This is a genomic window from Gemmobacter caeni, from assembly GCF_003054195.1.
In the GTDB taxonomy this organism is placed as follows: domain Bacteria; phylum Pseudomonadota; class Alphaproteobacteria; order Rhodobacterales; family Rhodobacteraceae; genus Gemmobacter; species Gemmobacter caeni.
In genome coordinates, this window is record NZ_QBKP01000011.1 from 1 (window position 1) to 17,659 (window position 17,659).

Annotated in this window: 17 protein-coding genes; 6 read left to right on the top strand and 11 right to left on the bottom strand. The window is 64.0% G+C overall.

All coding sequences use genetic code 11. The features are described from left to right. The 4 genes from C8N34_RS26410 to C8N34_RS25975 form a co-directional block, all read left to right on the top strand. The coding region (locus C8N34_RS26410; protein ID WP_211317732.1) for a hypothetical protein at positions 1 to 1,451 on the top strand (1,451 nt) is incomplete at its 5' end. Continuing rightward, positions 1,429 to 1,926 (top strand): phage tail assembly chaperone, encoded by a 498-nt coding sequence (locus tag C8N34_RS16190; RefSeq protein ID WP_211317733.1) that lies wholly within the window; start codon positions 1,429 to 1,431, stop codon positions 1,924 to 1,926. The genes C8N34_RS26410 and C8N34_RS16190, both read left to right, overlap by 23 nt. Positions 1,927 to 2,482: 556 nt before the next feature. After that, positions 2,483 to 3,025, top strand: coding sequence for a LysR substrate-binding domain-containing protein (locus C8N34_RS16195; protein WP_277878252.1), 543 nt, complete (start codon positions 2,483 to 2,485; stop codon positions 3,023 to 3,025). Between the two features lie 27 nt (positions 3,026 to 3,052). Further along, entirely contained in the window at positions 3,053 to 3,250 is a 198-nt protein-coding gene (locus C8N34_RS25975; RefSeq protein ID WP_145693636.1) for a hypothetical protein, read from the top strand. Here the strand turns inward: C8N34_RS25975 and C8N34_RS16200 are convergent. From C8N34_RS16200 to C8N34_RS16230, 7 genes are all read right to left on the bottom strand, one after another. Then, a complete protein-coding gene (locus C8N34_RS16200; RefSeq protein WP_108129662.1) occupies positions 3,243 to 4,772 on the bottom strand; it encodes a M81 family metallopeptidase in 1,530 nt (509 codons plus the stop codon). The two genes, C8N34_RS25975 and C8N34_RS16200, sit on opposite strands and share 8 nt — an antisense overlap. Before the next feature lie 4 nt (positions 4,773 to 4,776). Next, entirely contained in the window at positions 4,777 to 5,730 is a 954-nt protein-coding gene (locus C8N34_RS16205; RefSeq protein ID WP_108129663.1) for an ABC transporter ATP-binding protein, read from the bottom strand. Continuing rightward, positions 5,723 to 6,703, bottom strand: a complete 981-nt coding sequence (locus tag C8N34_RS16210; RefSeq protein ID WP_108129664.1) for an ABC transporter ATP-binding protein — start codon at positions 6,701 to 6,703, stop codon at positions 5,723 to 5,725. Before C8N34_RS16210 ends, C8N34_RS16205 begins: the two co-directional genes overlap by 8 nt. Then, complete coding sequence (locus C8N34_RS16215; protein ID WP_108129665.1) at positions 6,703 to 7,584, bottom strand: ABC transporter permease; 882 nt, start codon at positions 7,582 to 7,584, stop codon at positions 6,703 to 6,705. Before C8N34_RS16215 ends, C8N34_RS16210 begins: the two co-directional genes overlap by 1 nt. Continuing rightward, entirely contained in the window at positions 7,581 to 8,507 is a 927-nt protein-coding gene (locus C8N34_RS16220; protein ID WP_054301908.1) for an ABC transporter permease, read from the bottom strand. Before C8N34_RS16220 ends, C8N34_RS16215 begins: the two co-directional genes overlap by 4 nt. Before the next feature lie 7 nt (positions 8,508 to 8,514). Beyond that, positions 8,515 to 10,077 (bottom strand): ABC transporter substrate-binding protein, encoded by a 1,563-nt coding sequence (locus C8N34_RS16225; protein WP_108129666.1) that lies wholly within the window; start codon positions 10,075 to 10,077, stop codon positions 8,515 to 8,517. Between the two features lie 62 nt (positions 10,078 to 10,139). Then, the gene (locus tag C8N34_RS16230) at positions 10,140 to 11,036 is read right to left on the bottom strand and encodes a MurR/RpiR family transcriptional regulator (RefSeq protein ID WP_108129667.1); all 897 of its coding nucleotides are present in this window, start codon (positions 11,034 to 11,036) and stop codon (positions 10,140 to 10,142) included. Between the two features lie 244 nt (positions 11,037 to 11,280). On the opposite strand from C8N34_RS16230, the gene menC reads away from it, so the two are divergent. Next, positions 11,281 to 12,414, top strand: a complete 1,134-nt coding sequence (gene menC / locus C8N34_RS16235) for an o-succinylbenzoate synthase (protein WP_108129668.1) — start codon at positions 11,281 to 11,283, stop codon at positions 12,412 to 12,414. Further along, entirely contained in the window at positions 12,411 to 13,097 is a 687-nt protein-coding gene (locus C8N34_RS16240; protein ID WP_108129669.1) for a GNAT family N-acetyltransferase, read from the top strand. The genes menC and C8N34_RS16240 overlap by 4 nt, the downstream gene beginning before the upstream one ends. Positions 13,098 to 13,215: 118 nt before the next feature. On the opposite strand, the gene ugpC is transcribed toward C8N34_RS16240, so the two are convergent. The 4 genes from ugpC to C8N34_RS16260 all read right to left on the bottom strand — a co-directional run bounded on the left by ugpC (position 13,216) and on the right by C8N34_RS16260 (position 17,505). Further along, positions 13,216 to 14,334 (bottom strand): sn-glycerol-3-phosphate ABC transporter ATP-binding protein UgpC, encoded by a 1,119-nt coding sequence (gene ugpC / locus C8N34_RS16245; protein ID WP_108129670.1) that lies wholly within the window; start codon positions 14,332 to 14,334, stop codon positions 13,216 to 13,218. Next, on the bottom strand, positions 14,334 to 15,176 hold the full coding sequence (locus tag C8N34_RS16250) for an ABC transporter permease subunit (RefSeq protein ID WP_108129671.1): 843 nt from the start codon (positions 15,174 to 15,176) through the stop codon (positions 14,334 to 14,336). The genes ugpC and C8N34_RS16250 overlap by 1 nt, the downstream gene beginning before the upstream one ends. 4 nt (positions 15,177 to 15,180) lie before the next feature. Further along, the gene (locus tag C8N34_RS16255) at positions 15,181 to 16,131 is read right to left on the bottom strand and encodes an ABC transporter permease subunit (RefSeq protein WP_108129760.1); all 951 of its coding nucleotides are present in this window, start codon (positions 16,129 to 16,131) and stop codon (positions 15,181 to 15,183) included. Between the two features lie 75 nt (positions 16,132 to 16,206). Continuing rightward, positions 16,207 to 17,505, bottom strand: coding sequence for an extracellular solute-binding protein (locus C8N34_RS16260; RefSeq protein ID WP_108129672.1), 1,299 nt, complete (start codon positions 17,503 to 17,505; stop codon positions 16,207 to 16,209). Positions 17,506 to 17,659: the final 154 nt, after the last annotated feature.

The window sequence follows — 17,659 nt, forward strand, 5'->3', positions numbered from 1 at the left end:
CCGCCTATGAGGTCAGCGCCCGGCTGATCTCGGGCCGCAAGACCGCCTGGACCGGCTGGCTCGGCGCCACCACCGCCAGCCTGAAGCTCGGCCCCACCGATCTCGACTGGTCGCAGCTGGAGACGGAACTCCTCGGCCAGCTCGATGACCTGCAGCAGTGGATCGACGGCGGGCTGGATCAGGCGGATGCGGCGCTGGATGATGTCCGGGCGGAACTTCTGGGGCAGCTGACCGACCTGCAGGGCTGGGTCAGCACCGAACTGGATCTGGTCGACGATACGCTGGACGATGTGCGGGCGGAGGTGGCCGGTCTCACCACCGCCCAGGCCGCGCAGGCGGCCGGGCTTGCGGCGCAGGCGGCGGCTTTGGCTGGTGAGGCGGCGGCGCGGGGGGATCTGGCCCTGACCACCGCGCAGCATTACCGCGATCTGGCCCGCTCGATGCAGGCGCTGCGCGATTATGTGGCCGAGCTGGATTATCAGTCCTACAGCGCCCGCGAGGAGCTGCGGCGCCAGATCGGCGTGGTGGTCGAGGGCTATGCCGCCTCGTTCGACGAGCGGATCACGGTCGGGGCCAGCGCCACCGGCGCCATTGCCGAACGGGTCACGGTTCTGGAGGCGGAGGGCCAGAGCCTCGGGGCGCAGATCCTCGCGGTGGATACGGCCCGGGTCGATGGCGAGAATGCGCTGGCCCAGCAGATCGCTGCCGTCTCCGTCGGCACCAATACCCAGTTCGACCATGCGAAGATCTGGTACTTCGACACGACGGCCGAAGGCTGGACCGGATCCCCCTCGGCGCCCGCTGCGGCGGGCGGATACCTGCGCCCGCCGACCGGCGCCGGGGCGTGGATCGCCTCGCCCGGCGGGCTTGCCGTGGACACGCAGGTCTATTCGCAGGTCCGGGCGCGGCTCAGGCGGGTCGGGTCACCCGGCTGGACGGGCATCCTGTGGTGGCAGGCCGCCGGTCAGGGCTGGGGCGCCGGGCGCAGCCTTGCCATCCCCGAGCCGGTCTGGGTCGACGGGATCACGGATATCACGGTCACGCCGGACTGGGCGGGCCTGCTCGACCAGATCCGGCTGGATCTGGCATCGGCACCCGACGGCAGCAACTATATCGAGATCGACTGGATCGCCATCGGCCGTCCCTCGCCGGGGGCCAGCCGGGCGGAGCTGGTGGCCGAACGCACGGCGCGGATCTCGGCCGATGCGGCGCAGGCCAGTGCCATCACGGAACTGCAGGCCAGCCTGACCGGCGTGGGCGGCGTGGCCAGTGCGACGGCCAGTGCGGTGCAGGCGCTGGATGGCCGGGTGAGTGTCGCCGAGGGGTATCCGCGCCCGCAAGCCGGACCCGTCGGTCACAGCTGGCTGGAACGCCAATATGCGGGTGTTCCGGCGCTATTTCTCCGCAGTCCAGTTCCAGAGGTGAACCATGGTCGCATTTGTCGTTTATGATCCGACAGATCCCTATTCGGGCGACGAATATGCCGTGCTGCGCTATGGCGATTGCGCCGCCGAGGACGTGTCGTCGCAAGGCGGATCTGACACCGCCATGGTGGTGCCAGAGGCCTCCATGGTCAATTTCCAGTTTGCGGCCCAGATCCTTGAGAACCCGCCCGAACCCAGCGGGTCATGGACGGCGCTCATGCTGGTGACGCCTGCCACCGGCCATATCGGCTTCATGTTCGGCTCAGCGATCAGCAGCGATGTCGATGTTCTTCAGCAGCGCGATCAGTTGCTGAGCGACAGCGACTGGACGCAGTTGGCCGATGCCCCCCTCACGCCCGCCAAACAGGCCCAATGGGCGACATATCGGCAGGAACTGCGCGATATCCCCTCCCAGCCCTGCTATCAGATGCACGCCGGAAGGCGGTGGCGGAAGGTGTGGTCAACATCACCCCGTCAAAGGCATCTCGCAGCACCGTGCTGAGGGTCGCCCCCTCGCGCCGCCCCTGCGCCAACACGCCCGCGAACTCGCTGATGTCGCACAGGAGGCGCTTGTCCAAGACGCCGGGGTCGTTGTGTTCCTTGTCACCAGTCGTCCACGAATAGGGGTCACGGACCTTCTGGATCAGCCCTTCGCCCGTTGACAGCGCCGTCAGCTTTTCAAGGGGAAGCAGGCCGTAGGGGCAGAGGTTGCGCTCGACTGCCTCGAACAGCCTGTTCGGCATTTCGGAACTGGTGCCTTTGCGACCCTTCGCTGTGGGACCGACGATCAGCGCGAACACCGTTGCTTTCGAGCCTACTGGTTCCAAGGTAGCCGTAAGCGCAGCCGGGGTTAAGATCGACGTCGCCTGGCAGTGGTTGACCTCGCTTGCACCAAGATTAGGCAAACACAGCGAATGCCCGGTTTAACGGGCCGTGCCGCAGTATTGCCTGATGCAGGCGAAGGGCCGATGTGGGTCGTCTTCCACATGGCGCTGAGCATCAGCAACGGAGCCAATGGGGTGTGGAGGCATGCAATTGGAGCATAGCTCTGCCTTCAGTTGCTGGCCCGGTATTTTTGTCGCGCTACAAATCCCCATGCCGATCAGCAAAACGCCCCCGCACCGCTTGGCGCGAGGGCGCTCCGTCACCAGCGTCATGGGCTCGGCGAAGGCCGATGGGCAGGGATTGAGGCGCATCATATCATGGATGCGCCCATGACACCGTTCTGCATGCCCGGGACGGACTTGCAAACCCCGGCAAACCTGTCCCGTCACACGCTTCTGCGAAGCTATCGTGTCGATGAGTGGCCTGCGTGGTTCGCGCAGGCGGGTGAGAGATGTCCCTCACTGACGGGGCCGGTTCTGGACAGTTCGATCGGGCTTGGAGACCTTGCTGCCAGTGGCTTCGGAGTTGCATTGCTTCCTGTGCCGATGTTCGAGCGTCATGTTCGGTCAGGCCGTCTGGTGCGGCCCTTCGCCACGACCGTCACCCTCGGGAGCTATTGGCTGACGGTTCCCAAAGAGCGACGAATGACAGACGCCCTGGTCACCCTGCTGGACTGGATGCGCGAAGCTTCGAGCCGCCAGGGGAGTCTTGAGTGACAGTGTCCGCAATGGGCTCCGAGCACCATGCTGCGCCACAGCAACTGGCAGGTTCGGAGCCCTCAGGGATTTGGTGAAGCCATCGAATTTGAGCGCCGCACCGTAAAGACATTCGACCACGCCAACTGGGCGAAGCGCGTCGAGCCTGCAATTCCAGCCGCTTTTGGCCCGATCTGCACCGGGATTGCAGCCATCGGCAAAGGCAGGCGTCCGGCTCTCAGCTGACGCGGAACTCAGGCGTGCCGGAAATCTCGTCGAGGGGCCAGATCGGTCTGCGGACCTTCGTGTAGGTGCGGATCTTGTAATCCGGTGAGGCGATGGCGCCGCAGTCACAGACGATGACCTCGGCTGCGATGGGCTCGAAGGCCGCGCGGAAGTGTTGCTGCGACTTCAGGCCCAGCACCGAGCATTGCTCGGGGATGATGCCGAAAGCCTTGAACTGTTGCAGGTCATAGGCCTGGCCGCGCTCGGTTACGATCAGGATATCGACCCCGTTCACCCGCAGCACGGCGGTCTTGCCGAACCGGAAGGTGATGCCACCGATCACCGGCCCGTCGCCAACCAGCAGGCCTTCGGCGGAGAGGTGGCGGATCTCGCCGGTCAGCATCAGCGGGTCGCCACCGAAACGCGGGTCGCTTTTGCCACCGACCGCGAGGGTGACGATGTCCCCCTCCTGAGACTGGTGCAGGATCGCAGCGGCTTCCGGGTCGATCATCGGGCCGAAGGCCGCATTCTCCAGCCCCAGATCCAGCATTCCGGTCAGAAGGTTGGTGGCATCGCCGTAGGCGCCAGCTCCGGGATTGTCCGCGAAATCGGCAATCACCAGCGGGCCGGGACGGGTGGGCTTGAAGGCGCGTACATAGTCAGCGGTCTCCGTCACGCTGAGGAAGCGGTTCACGCAGGAATTGCGCGCCTCCCAGATCGACTGTGCCAGATCGCGGGCGATCTCCTGTGCCCGCGCAGCGGCACCGGCGGTCAGCTCATCATAGCTGACGAGCACAGATGGCCCGGCTTCCAAAATATCGGCATCGGCAAAGCCCGCATTGACCGAAACCGCCAGGATACCCGGCTCGGTTTCGTAGCGGCGGGCGCGGTCGTAAAATTCCATCGTCGGCATCACATCCGACCGCCCGCCATTCGCCTCGTCCAGCATTGGCAACTTGAGCCGCAGAGTGCAGCCTTTTGCACTGCCCTCCATCAACCGCTTCAGGACGCGGGCTGCCTGCGCGCCGGTCTCGACATGGTCGATATGGGGGTAGGTCTTGTAGGAAACGGCCACATTGGCCCCGGCGGCCATTTCCGGCGTGGTATTGGTATGCAGGTCCAGCGTGATGCCGATGGGCAGATCCGGGCCGAGGATCGCCCGCAAGCGGGTGATCAGCTCGCCTTCGGGATCGTCAAACCCTTCTGCGCCCATGGCGCCGTGCAGGCCCAGCAGAACCCCGTGGATGCGGCCCTTCTGCGCGCGGGCCGCATCGGTGATGATGCCCGCCAGATGCTCGAAGGCCTCGGCGGTGACAATCGGGCCGGGGGTCGCGGTTGCCGAAAGTGCATGCGTCACCTGCCAGCCCTCGGCCTCGGCGACATCAAGAAACCCCTTCAGTTCGGCCCGGCCTTCCCGCCGCTGTGCGATGGCCTCGGTTCCGGTGGCCAGAATCTCCACCCGGTATTCGTCAAGCCCGGTGCGGCCCGTATTGAAGGTGCTGCATTCCTGGATCAGCTCGGCAGTCAGGATATGGAAAGACATGACATCAGGCCTCGATTGGGTTGAAACAGCTCACACGGCCGATGGTGGTGGCCGTGGGTTGCGGCAGTTCGCTGCGGCAGCGGTCCTGCACGCGGGGGCAGCGTGGGGCGAAGGGGCAACCCAGCGGCAGAGCGAAGGGCGAGGGGATCTCGCCCTCCAGTGGCACGATGGTGGCGCGGGCTTCGGGGTCGGGCACGAAGGAGGATTCCATCAGTGCCCGTGTATAGGGATGGCGCGGCGCGGCATGGGGATCTTCCATCACCTCGACCACGGACCCCAGATACATCACCACGATGCGTGAGCAGAAGTAGCGCACCAGCCCAAGGTCATGGCTGATGAACAGATAGGTCAGGTCGCGCTGCCGGTGCAGATCCTGCAAGAGCGCGATGATCTGCGCCTGGATCGAGACATCCAGCGAGGCGGTCGGTTCATCCAGCACCACAAAATCGGGTGCATAGGCCAGTGCGCGGGCGATCCCGACACGCTGGCGCTGGCCGCCGGACATCTGGTGCGGATAGCTTTCGGCAAAGCTGCGCGGCAGGCCCACCTGATCCAGCAGGTCTTCGACCCGGCCGGGGGGGACCGGCTCTCCCAATGCGCGGAACGGCTCCTTGATGCAGTCGCGCACGGTGTATCGCGGGTCCAGCGAGGAATAGGGGTCCTGAAACACCATTTGCAGCTTCTTGCGCAGGGATTTCAGGGCCCGCCCGCCAAGATGGGTCACATCCTGCCCCTCGAAACGGATCGTGCCATCGCTTGGCTCAAGCAGCCGCATGGCAAGACGGGCAAGGGTGGATTTGCCGCAGCCGCTTTCGCCCACCACACCCACGATATCACCGCGTGCCACTTGCAGGTCGACACCGCGCACGGCTGTCATGCTGCGGGCAGGGCGCAGAAAGCCGCCGCCGGTCGAGAAGCGCCGGGTCAGTCCCGACAGGGCAAGGATCGGTTCAGACATCGAGGGCCTCGGGCTGTGCGGCAGTGCCTTGCGGATGATGACAGGCGACCAGGGCGGCGCCCTGCGAATGCGGCAGGGGCCGGGTGGTGTGGCACAGGGCATCCGCGCGGGCGCAGCGGCTGGCAAAGCGGCAGCATTCGGCGCCGTAATTCAGCGCCGAGGGCACGGTGCCCGGAATGCCCTTCAGCGCACCGGGCGCCATGCATTCGCGCGGGATGCAGCCAATCAGCGCCGCCGAATAGGGGTGGCGCGGCGTGTCGAACAACTGCCCGACAGGCCCGCTTTCCGCCACGCGGCCCGCATACAGCACACAGACCTTGTCGCAGATCTGGGCCACCACGCCCATGTCATGCGTGATCAGGATGAGGCCGATGTTGCGCTTCCTCACCAGCTCGGAAAGGATCATCACGATCTGGGCCTGCACCGTCACATCCAGCGCGGTGGTCGGCTCATCCGCGATGATGAGATCGGCATCGGCGGCCAATGCCATGGCAATGACCACCCGCTGCTTCATCCCGCCGGAAAGCTGATGCGGATAGGCGCGGGCTACGGTCGCCGCCTCGGGGATGCGCAGCCGCGTCAGGATATCGACGGTATGTGCCCGCGCCGCCTTGCGCGACAGGCCCAGATGCAGCCGCGAGACCTGATCAACCTGATCGCCGATGGTTTTCAGCGCATCCAGCGCCGACATCGGGTTCTGGGTGATGAAGGCGATCCGTTTGCCGCGCAGCTTGCGGTAGGCCGGTTCGGGCAGGTCCGAAAGCTCCTGCCCGTCAAAGGCGATGCTGCCGCCGGTGATCCTGCCGCCGATGCGGCGCACAAGGCCGGTCAGCGCCAGCGCGGTCAGCGATTTGCCCGAGCCGCTTTCACCGACCAGACCCAGCACCTGCCCGCGATCAACCGAGAAACTGACCCGATCCAGCAAGGCGACCTTGCCGATGGACAGCGAGAGTTCCTTGACTTCCATCAGCATCAGGCGGTCCTCACCCGTTCGCGGACGTCCAGCTTGTGCAGCAGTGCGTCGCCGAACATGTTGATTGCCACCACCGTCAACGCGATGCAGAGGCCCGGGAACATGATGATCCACGGCCCCTTGAACAAAAGCCCGGACCCCGAGGACATCATGCCGCCCCAGGACGGGGTCGGGGGCTGCGCGCCGAGGCCGAAAAAGCCCAGCGTCGCCTCCAGAATGATCGCATCGCCGGTCGCCAGCATCCCGGCCACCAGAACCGGCCCCAGACAGTTCGGCAGCAGATGGCGGAACAGGATCGCGGCATTCGATGCCCCCATGCCGCGGGCCGCCTCGACAAAGGTTTCCGATTTCAGCGCCATGACCTGCGCGCGGGTCAGGCGGGTAAACTGCGCCAGATAGGCGACGCAGATCGCCACCAGCGTTCCGGTCGTGCCGGGGCCGATGATCGCCACCAGCATCAGCGCGACAAGGATTTCGGGAAACGCCCAGGTCAGATCGACGACGACCATCACCGCGCGGTCGAAACGCCCGCCGAAGTATCCGGCGCTGGCGCCCAGAACCATGCCGCAGAACAGCGAAATTGCGATGGCCACCGCCGAGACCGACAGCGAGGTCCGCGCGCCGTAAAGAATGCGGGTCAGCACGTCGCGTCCGAATTCATCGGTGCCCATGGGGTGGCTGAGGTTGGGGGCCTGAAAGGCTCCCGGCAGGTTCTGCACGTCAAAGCCGTAGGGCGTCAGCCAGGGTGCGAAAAGGGCGCCCAGCACGACAAGGATCAGGAAGGTGCCGGCCACACCGCCTTTCCAGCTTGCAAGAGCCTGGACAGGGGCCGAGCGGCGCAGCGCGGGCAGCAGGCCCGAAACAGGAGCGGTCACGGTCATTTCAGATTGTCCCGGATGCGCGGGTCCATGGCGGCCTGCAACAGGTCTCCCAGCAGGGTGCCCAGCAGAACCGCCATGGCGAGGATCAGCAGCGAGGCCTGAACGACCGGATAATCATGCTGGTTCAGGGATTTGATCAGAAGCGAGCCAAGGCCGGGCCGCGCAAACACCACCTCTACCGTAACGGCCCCGCCCAGAATCCAGCCGATCCGCAGCGCCAGAATGGTGACGACCGGGATCAGGGCGTGGCGCAGGACGTGCCGCAACTGGATGACCACGGGATGCACGCCCTTGGCATGCAGCAGCATCACGAAGTCGCGCCCCTGCGCGTCGATCATCGCCACCCGCGTCACCCGCGCCACCAGTGCGGTGCCGCCCAGACCGATGGTGACCACGGGCAGGATCAGGCTTTCCCAGCCACGGGCACCGGACACCGGGGTCCAGCCCAGCGATACTGAAAAGACAAGGATCAGCAGCAGCCCGATCCAGAAATTCGGCAGCATGGACCCAAAAAGCACCCCGCCCATCAGTCCCTGATCCAGCCAGCTTCCCTTGAAGCTGGCCGCGATGATGCCTACCGTGATGCCCAGCACGGTGGAGACCAGCAACGCCAGCCCGCCCAGTGTCAGCGAATAGGGCAGGGCCTGGCCGATCAGGCTGGCCACGGGGCGGCGCTGCACGATGGCATTGCCGAAATCCCCCTGCACCACATTGCCGATCCAGTAGAGGTATTGCTCGTACAGCGGGCGGTCGAGGCCGTATTTCTCGGTCAGGGCCGCCCGCTGATCGGGCCCCGCCCCGATCCTGAGCAGATTGTCGATCGGATCACCCGGCAGCATGTGGATCATCAGGAAGATGATCACCGACACCGCAAGGAACACCGGAACCAGCATCAGGATGCGTCGGATGGCGAAGCCCAGCATCTTGCGCTTATTCTTTCACTTCAAGCTGAAGGAAGCCCAGCGTGTTGAAGCGCGCAGCATGAAGCGGTTCCGGCAGGGTCACGCGGTCGGTATTGTAGCCCATCAACTGCACCGGCTCGTAGATCGGGGCATAGGGATACAGCGAGTTGATATACTCGTGATAAGCCCTGAAGTTCGCCTCGCGTTCGGCCGAGTTCTTGGCCCCCGTCATCGCCGCCGCCTTCAGCTCTTCCGCCTTGGGATCATTCAGCATCGAGATGTTGGGATAATAAAGCCGCTCGCCGCTGAAGAACCACTCCAGGATGTCGGCATTGTCCCAAAGATAGGTGCGCACTGCCAGCTGCTGTTCGCCGGTCTTGTATTGGTCGCGGATCGCCGCATTGTCGAAGGTCAGGATTTCGGCCTCAAGCCCCACCGCCTTCAGCTGCGCCTGCACCACTTCCGACAGGCGGCGGAAGATGCTGTCCGACTGGGTCCACAGCGTCACTTTCAGCTTCTCGCCGCCTTTTTCGCGGATGCCGTCAGCCCCTTTCGCCCAGCCCGCGTCATCCAGTGCCTTGTTGGCGCGCTCGGGGTCATAGGTCATGCGGTATTCCGGCGCGATCTGCGATTCCGGCAGCGCCGAAATCAGGAAGCCATCGGCCGCCTTGCCCCGCCCACCAAACACCGCCTCGACGATTTCCTGCCGGTTGATGGCAAAGGCCACCGCCTCGCGCACCTTGATGTCATCGAAGGGCGGCTTGGTCACGTTGATCGGCATGTAGACAAGATCGGTGCCCGGCAGTTCCAGCAATTTCAGATTGCCGCTGCCTTCGACCTCGCCCACGAAATCGGTGGGCACGTTCATCAGCATGTCGACGCCGCCGGTCTTCAGTTCAAGGAACGCAGTCGAGGCTTCGGCGATTTCCCGCAGGGTCAGCGTTTCGATCTTGGCCGGATGGCCGGTCGCATCACCCGGTCCCCATGCGTAATCGTCATTGCGCAGCAGAACGGTCTGATTGCCGATCTCGAAGCTGTCCAGCTTGAACGGCCCGGTGCCGACCACCTCGGCCACACCGAATTCCTCCCCCAGCTCGGTGAAGGCGGCCGGATCGGGGATCGAGGCATAGACCGTCGACAGGTTGTAAAGCAGGTTCGGCTCGGGCCGTTTCATCACGAATTTGACTTCGGTATCCGAAACCACCTCGGCGTGGTCGATGGCGTCGAACAGATACTCGTTCTCGGACCCCTTATACAGCGGAAGCCAGTCGACAACGGTCTGCGCCGTGAACGGGGTGCCGTTGTGGAAGGTGACACCGGGCTTCAGCTTGAAGGTCCAGGTCATGCCATCCGGCGCTTCTTCCCAGCTTTCGGCGAGGTTCGGCACATATTGCAGGTTCTCGTCCTTGGCGACGAGACGGTCATACATCAGCCAGGCGCCAACCGACAGCAGCGTCGCCGATACCGGATTGTACGAGGTGGCGCCCGTCTCGTTCTGCGAGAGGACGGCAACAACGTCCTGTGCCTGTGCGGGCACCATCAGCCCACCGGCAAGGGCCGTTCCAAGCAGCAACTTTCCAAGGGATTTCATACGGACTTTCCTTCCTGTTGAGACGCCGGTTCCGGTTCAGGCCGGCCGGCTTTGTTAAAGCGTCACCTCTGGTGACCCACGAATTGCTGATAGTGGCGGCTGATCGCGTTCAGGCGCGCTTCGATACCGGGGCCCAGCTCTCCGAAGATCCGGTCGACGAGCAGGTTGATCAGACCTGCAATCTGGCCGGTGGCATCCCAGTAATGGTTGAAATCGGTCTCGACCCGCAGCACCTCGTCGGCGACCTCGGTCGCCCAGCCGCAATAGGGATCGGTGATCAATGTCACCGGAATGCCCTGTGCCCTGGCTGCCTTGGCAAGATCATAGGCAAGACGCGAGTAGCGCCGCGTCTCGATGATGACCAGCGCGGTGTTCGCCGGCTCATCCAGAAACACCTCGGCAAAATGGCCGCTGTCCAGGGCCAGCGACGTGACACGCGGGCGCAGATAGCTCAGGTTATGGGCCATGTATTGCGCCAGACCGCGTTCGGTCTGGAAGCCTGCGATCTGCACATGGCCGACCGTGGCAAGACGCCGGGCGCACCGCGCGAACTCTGGCCCCGCCGCCGTTTCATGGTTGCGCATGACGGCATGGATTTCGCGCTCCAGCGCGGCGGTGCCGCCATCGGCCTTGCTGCCCTCGCTGCGGGCAAAGCGTTCGGCCAGTGCCACCCCCTTCAGCCAGGGGCTGTCGCTGACGGCGGCAATCGCCTTCAGATCAGCCTCAGCCTTCAGCGCCTCTTTCATCTCTTTCAGGTTGCGATAGTCCAGAGCCCGTGCAAGGCGCCCGATCGACACTTCCGAAACCCTGATCCGGGCGGCGAGGCTGGCTGCGGTTTCAAATGGCAGGTCGGCTATATGGTTCAGCAGATAGGCCGCGATTGCGCGTTCAACCGGGGTGCCGGTGCCCAGAATCGCCTCAAGCCGGGCGTGCAGGCCTGTTCCTTCGGCTTGTTCCATCGGCTTCCCCAAGGCGTTCAAGGGCCGGAGCGTCCCTTTGCCGAAAGGGCCGCGCCTGCGGTTGCTCAGTGCTTCAGTCCGCTTGGAATCGACAATGACAGCAAACTAACATTCGGTCAATCTTGACCGTAAACTAAAAATGGATTTCTCTGAGCCGGTCGGCGCGCCCGGAGTACCGTGCATCCCGAGTGCCTGAACCCGGCCAAACCCGTCGCGGGAAACCCCGTTTCGTAAAGGAAGACCCATGCCGCTTTCGCCTCTCCGCGAACCTCTGGTGATCGACTCGGCCGAGTTGCGGCTGATTGAATTGCCACTGTTGCAACCCTTCACCATTGCCACGGGCACCATGGTCCGGAAGGTCATGCCGATTCTGGTGCTGCGCGGCGGCGGACACGAGGGCTATGCCGAGGGCGTCGCCGATGTGCTGCCCGATTACCTGCCCGAAACGCTCGCCTCTTCCATGATGATGCTGCGCGACGTGTTCCTGCCGCAGGTCGTGGGCAAGAGCTTTGCCAATCCGCAGGAAATCGAACGTCTGTTCCGGCCCTGGCGAGATCACCAGATGGCCAAGGCGACGGTCGAGATGGCGTTCTGGGATCTGTGGGCCAAGGTGCAGGGGCTGCCCCTGTGGCAGGCTCTGGGCGGCACCCGGTCCGAGATCGAGGTGGGTGTTTCACTGGGCATCAAGGATATTCCGCGCACGTTGCGGGATGTCGAGATTCATGTGCAGCAAGGTTATCGCCGCATCAAGCTGAAGGTGATGCCGGGCCATGACCTGAAGCTGCTCGATGCGGTGCGCGCGGACTTTCCCGATACTCACCTGACCATCGACGCGAATTGCTGCTACACGCTGGCCGATATGCCGGTGCTGCGTCGCATGGATGACTATGCGTTGGACTATATCGAACAGCCGCTGGCCTGGAATGACCTGCATGATCATGTGCGGCTGCAGGCGGCGCTGCGAACCCCGATCTGTCTGGACGAATGCATCCGTACGCTGCCCGACTGCCGCAAGGCACTGGTCTCTGATGCGGGCCGGGTGATCAATATCAAGGTCGGGCGACTGGGGGGCCATACCGTTGCCAAACAGGTGCATGACCTGTGCCTGTCCCATGACGTGCCGGTCTGGTGCGGTGGCATGCTGGAGGCCGGGATCGGCCGGGCCCATAACATCCACCTTTGCACGCTGGAACAATTTTCGCGGCCGGGCGACACCTCGTCATCGTCGCGCTATTTCGAGCGCGACATTGTGGTCGAAAAGCTTGAAACGGAAAACGGCCTGATGCCGATACCGCGGAATGGGGCAGGGATCGGTGTCACGATGGACTGGGATTTCCTGGACAGCATCTCGACTTCGGTTCAGGCGTTCCCGGCATGATCACCTATCGCGACCTGCACGGTCTGGCCGAGTTTCAGGCCGCTTATGACCTGCAACACTCTGTCTGGGGGATGGATGATCTGGCGGACCCGCCGGACCTGCTGATGGTGGTCCAATCCGAGGGGGGCATTGTCGCCGGCGCCTTCGACGGGGAGCGGCTGGCCGGGTATGTCTTCGGGTTTCCGACTGCCGATCCCGCCGTGCAGCACAGCCACCGGCTTGCCGTGCTGCCCGAATATCGCGGGCAGGGGCTGGGCGTGGCGCTGAAGGCCTATCAGAAAGACTGGTGCCAGTCGCGCGGCATTCGCCGCATCCGCTGGACCTATGACCCGCTGATGACGCGCAATGCCAATCTCAACATCAATAACCTCGGGGCCTTTGGCACGGGTTATCTGGTCAATTACTACGGATCGGGTGGCAGCTATCAGGGCGGCGTCGAAAGTGACCGCGTGGTCGCCGAACTGTTCGTGACAGGGCGCCCCGAAGTGCGGGCCGAGGACAGGGTTGCCGTGGTGCCGGATTTTCACAGGCTGCTGCGCAGTGACGAAGCTGCCGCCCGCGCTGCCCGCACCGAAGGTCGCCTGGCCATGCAAAGCCGCTTTGAGGCGGGCCTGCAAATCATCGGCTTCGATCCGGGGTGCAGCACCTATATCTTCGGCCGGCTTCTGCCCGAAGTCGCCTGACCGGATCGGCAGTCGCCCACGTGCTTTCCCTTCAGGATGGCACCATAGTCAGCCTGCACTGCCTGACGCGTTTCCCGATGTCGCCGCCCGGTGCAGATCGCCTGGGTGCGCGCGGGGGTTACAGCAGCGGACGGGCGGTTGCACCCGCCATCTCTTCCGTGGCACGCGCCGGTCGCGCGCCCGTGCCGGAGGCGGGCAGGCGCTTGCCCGACGCCGTGTCGAAGAGGTGCAGCGCACCAGCGCGGATCGCAAGATGAACCGCGTCGGACAGTGCCACATCGGGGGCCACGGCAAGCGTCAGCGGCTGGCCCTCGACATGGCCATGTACCAGACGCTGCGCGCCCAGTTCCTCGATGAAATCGACGCGGAAGGGCAGGCCGTCGGCGGCAAGATACAGGTCTTCGGCCCGTACACCGGCGGTCACCTGCCCTTGCGCGGCAGTATTCACGCCCAGGGGCAGATCTGCCCCGCCGATATGAAGCCGCGTGCCTCGAATCTCGGCGTCGAGCAGGTTCATCGCGGGCGAACCGATGAAGCTCGCCACGAAGGTCGACGCAGGGGTGTGATAGATGTCCAGCGGGGCACCGACCTGTTCGATCCGGCCCGCATTCAGCACGACCAGCCGGTCGGCCAGCGTCATTGCCTCAAGCTGGTCATGGGTCACATAAAGCGAGGTGGTCCCCAGACGCTTTTGCAACCGCCGGATTTCGCCGCGCATCGAGACGCGCAGCTTGGCATCGAGGTTCGACAGCGGCTCGTCGAACAGGAAAGCGGCGGGTTGGCGCACCACGGCGCGGCCCATCGCCACGCGCTGCCGCTGCCCGCCCGACAGCGCGCGCGGCTTGCGGTCCAGATAGGGGCCAAGCTCCAGCATGCGGGCGGCTTCGGCCACGCGGGTCGCGATTTCGGTCGGGGGCGTGCGGCGGTTCTTCAATCCGTAGGCCATGTTCTCGCGCACCGTCATATGCGGGTAAAGCGCGTAGTTCTGGAACACCATGGCGATGTCACGGTCGGCCGGGTCTACCCCGTTCACCAGCCGGTCACCGATGCGCACCTCGCCTCCGGTAATATCCTCCAGCCCGGCCACCATGCGCAGCAGCGTGGATTTCCCGCAGCCGGACGGCCCGACCAGCACGATGAACTCGCCATCGCGGATCGACAGGTTGATGTCGGACACCGAAGGCGCCGAAGCGCCGGGATAGGTCTTGGACACGTTGCTGATGTCGATGGAGGCCATCACTTGTCACTTTCCGTCAGGCCCTTGATGAACCAGCGCTGGAACACCACCACCACCAGAACGGGCGGGGCGAGGGCCAGAATGGCAAGGGCGAAGGCTTCGTTGTAATCAGGGATCTGGCTGCCGACCCAGACTTGCAGGATCTGCTTGATGCCGCGCATCAGCGTGAAGAACCGCTCTTCCGTGGTCATCAGCATCGGCCAGAGGTACTGGTTCCAGCCGTAGACGAACATGATGATGAAAATGGCCGCCATCATCGTGCGCGACAGCGGGATCAGCACGTCGATCAGGAACTTGAAGGGCCCGGCGCCGTCGATCCGCGCCGCCTCCAGCAATTCATCGGGCACGGATTTGAAGAACTGCCGGAAATAGAAGGTGCCGGTGGCAGAGGCCAGAAGCGGCACGATCAGCCCGGTATAGCTGTTCAGCAGGCCCAGATCGGACATCACCTGATAGGAGGGCATGATCCGCACCTCCAGCGGCAGCAGCAGCGTGGTGAAGATGATCCAGAACAGGAAGCTGGCGAAGCGGAACCGGAAATAGACCAGCGCATAGGCCGCCGCCATCGACAGCACGATCTTGCCGACCGCAAAGCCGATGCCAAGGATCAGCGAGTTCATCATCATGCGTGTTCCGGTCACCTGCCCGGTAAAGCCGCCCTGCCGGGTCAGCACGGTCGCATAGGTCTCGGCCCCGTGGCCGCCGGGGGTCAGGAACAGGCCGTGGCTGTGGATCTCGACCGCCGTATGGGTCGAGGTCATCACGGCCACGGCAACCGGCAACACCATGAACAGCGTGCCGAGGATCAGGACGAAATGGTCGAAGGGGCGAACGCGGTTCATGGGGTCATCCGTAATGCACGCGGCGTTCCAGCCAGCGGAACTGCACCAGTGTCAGCCCCAGCACGACCACCATCAGGATCACCGATTGCGCCGCCGATCCGCCGATGTCATTGCCGCGGAACCCGTCGTTATAGACTTTGTAGACAAGGGTGATCGGGTTGTTGGCGGGTTTGTCCTTCACCATCACGTCGATCACGGCGAAGGTGTCGAACAGCGCATAGGTGATGTTGATGATCAGCAGGAAGAAGGCGGTCGGCGCCAGCAGTGGCAGGATGGCGGTCCGGAACCGGGTGAAGCCGTTCTTGCAGTCGATCACCGCCGCCTCGCGCACCGAGGCCGGGATGCCCTGAAGCCCCGACAGGAAGAAGATGAAGTTGTAGGGCACCTGCTTCCAGACCGAGACGAGGATCATGGCGAAGGCGGTATCCCAATAATTGATGCCGACCTGCATGTTCCAGCCGAACTGTGCGGCCAGCGTCACGAAGGGGCCGATATGCTGGTCGAAGAGCATCATCCCCATCAGCCCGGCAACCGGCGGCGCCACCGCATAGACGGAAATCAGCGCCGTGCGGTAGGTGGACCGGCCCCGGATCACCTTGTCGGCCTTGACGGCGAACAACAGGCCCAGCCCCAGCGAAAGGGCGGTGACAAGGGCGGTGAACAGTGTGGTGAAGCCAGCAATGCGGCGATATTCGGCAGATCCCAGCGCGTCGCGGTAATTGTCCAGCCCGACAAAGCTGGCGCCAAAGCCGAACGGGTCTTCCAGATAGAAGGACGAGGTGATGGCCTGCGCCGAAGGCCAATAGAAAAACACGAAGATCACCGCCAGTTGCGGCAGAAGGAACAGCCAGGGCAGCAGCGGCCGGTCGAACTGCACACGTTTTGCCGGCTCGGCCGGGCGCCGGGGTTTGCGTCGCGGGCGGGCGGCGCCGGTCGGTTGGGTCACATCGGTCATCGGCGCTTTCGCAGGGTCATCAATGCGGAAAGCCGGGCCCATCGACATGGGCCCGGCAAGAAAGCACGGCGGGCCTTAGCCCGAGGTCTTGGCGAAACGGGCCAGCAACTCGTTGCCTTCAGTCTCGATGGCCTTGAACGCGTCCTCGACAGTGGTTTCGCCCGAGAACAGTTTGTTGAACTCGCGCTCCTCGATCACGCGGATCTGCGGATAGAAGCCCAGACGATAGCCTTTCGACCATTCACCTTGCGGCAGCATGAGCTGCTTGATGCCCACTTCGGCCTGCGGATGCTGGTCATACCAGCCGTCGGCCTTCGACTTCTCGTAGGCGGCGGTGGTGATGGCGACATAGCCGGTGGCCTGATGGTAGAAGGCCTGAATCTCGGTCGAGGTCAGGAAGCTGAAGAAATCAGCGGTACACTTGTTCTCAGCTTCCGGCTTGCCCGAGAAGGCGAACAGGGCGGCGCCCCCGATGAAAGAGGATTTGTTGCCGTCGGCGACGGTTTCGTCATAGGGCATGAAATCGGCCGAGAACGGCATGGTGGCGGTCTTCGACAGCCCGCCGAACGACCCGGACGAGCCGATCCAGAACGCGACCTTGCCTTCCTCGAACGGCTTCTGGTTGTCCGACCAGCCCGCGCCGTAGAAGCCCAGCCAGCCCTTGTCGTGCCAGTCTTTCACGCGGGTCCAGAAGGCGATCATTTCCGGCGCGGTGGCGCGCAGTTCGGTGCCGTCAAAGCTGTCGTAGCCATTGGCATTGGTCGCCATCTGGACATTGTTGCGCGAGAAGAAGTTCTCGAAGAACATCCAGGTCAGCTGGCTGGCGGTCAGCGGGATATAGCCCGCCTCTTTCAGCTTCGGCGCCACTTCCTCGAACTCGGCCCAGGTCTTCGGCGCGGTCACACCGGCCTTGGCCAGCGCCTCGTCGTTCACATACATGATCGGCGCGGAGGAATTGAACGGCATGCCGATAAACTTGCCCGAGGCATCGGCATAGAACCAGCGCACGCCCGGAATGAAGGCATCGCGGTCGAAGCTGTGGCCGTTCTGGGTCAGGATGTCCTCGGCCGCAATGGTCGCACCCTTGGCATTGATGATCGTCGCGGCGCCCGCGTCAAAGATCTGGATGACGTTCGGCTGCTCGCCCGAGCGGAAGGCCGCGATACCCGAGGCCAGCGCCTCTTCATAGGTGCCCTTGGAAACCGGGGTGATCGCGCAGCTTTGCTGGGCCGCGTTGAATTTCTCGGCGATCTGGTTGATCACCTGCTCGTTCGCGCCGCCCATGCCGTGCCACCAGGTGATCGGGGTCGCATCGGCCAGTGCCGCCTGTGCGGCAAGGCTCAGCGCTGCCGCCATCGCAAAAGTCGTTTTCATCGGGTGTCCCCTGTCTTGTCGGTTTCACCGCGTCCTAAGGCCTTTGTGTAATGGGATGTTGACGGCTGTGTCCGAGATTTGTGACAGGCCGCTGAACTGCCAGGGCCGCGCGGGGCGCGGGATGACCCTTGTATCCGGGCCTCTGGCGGGGCAA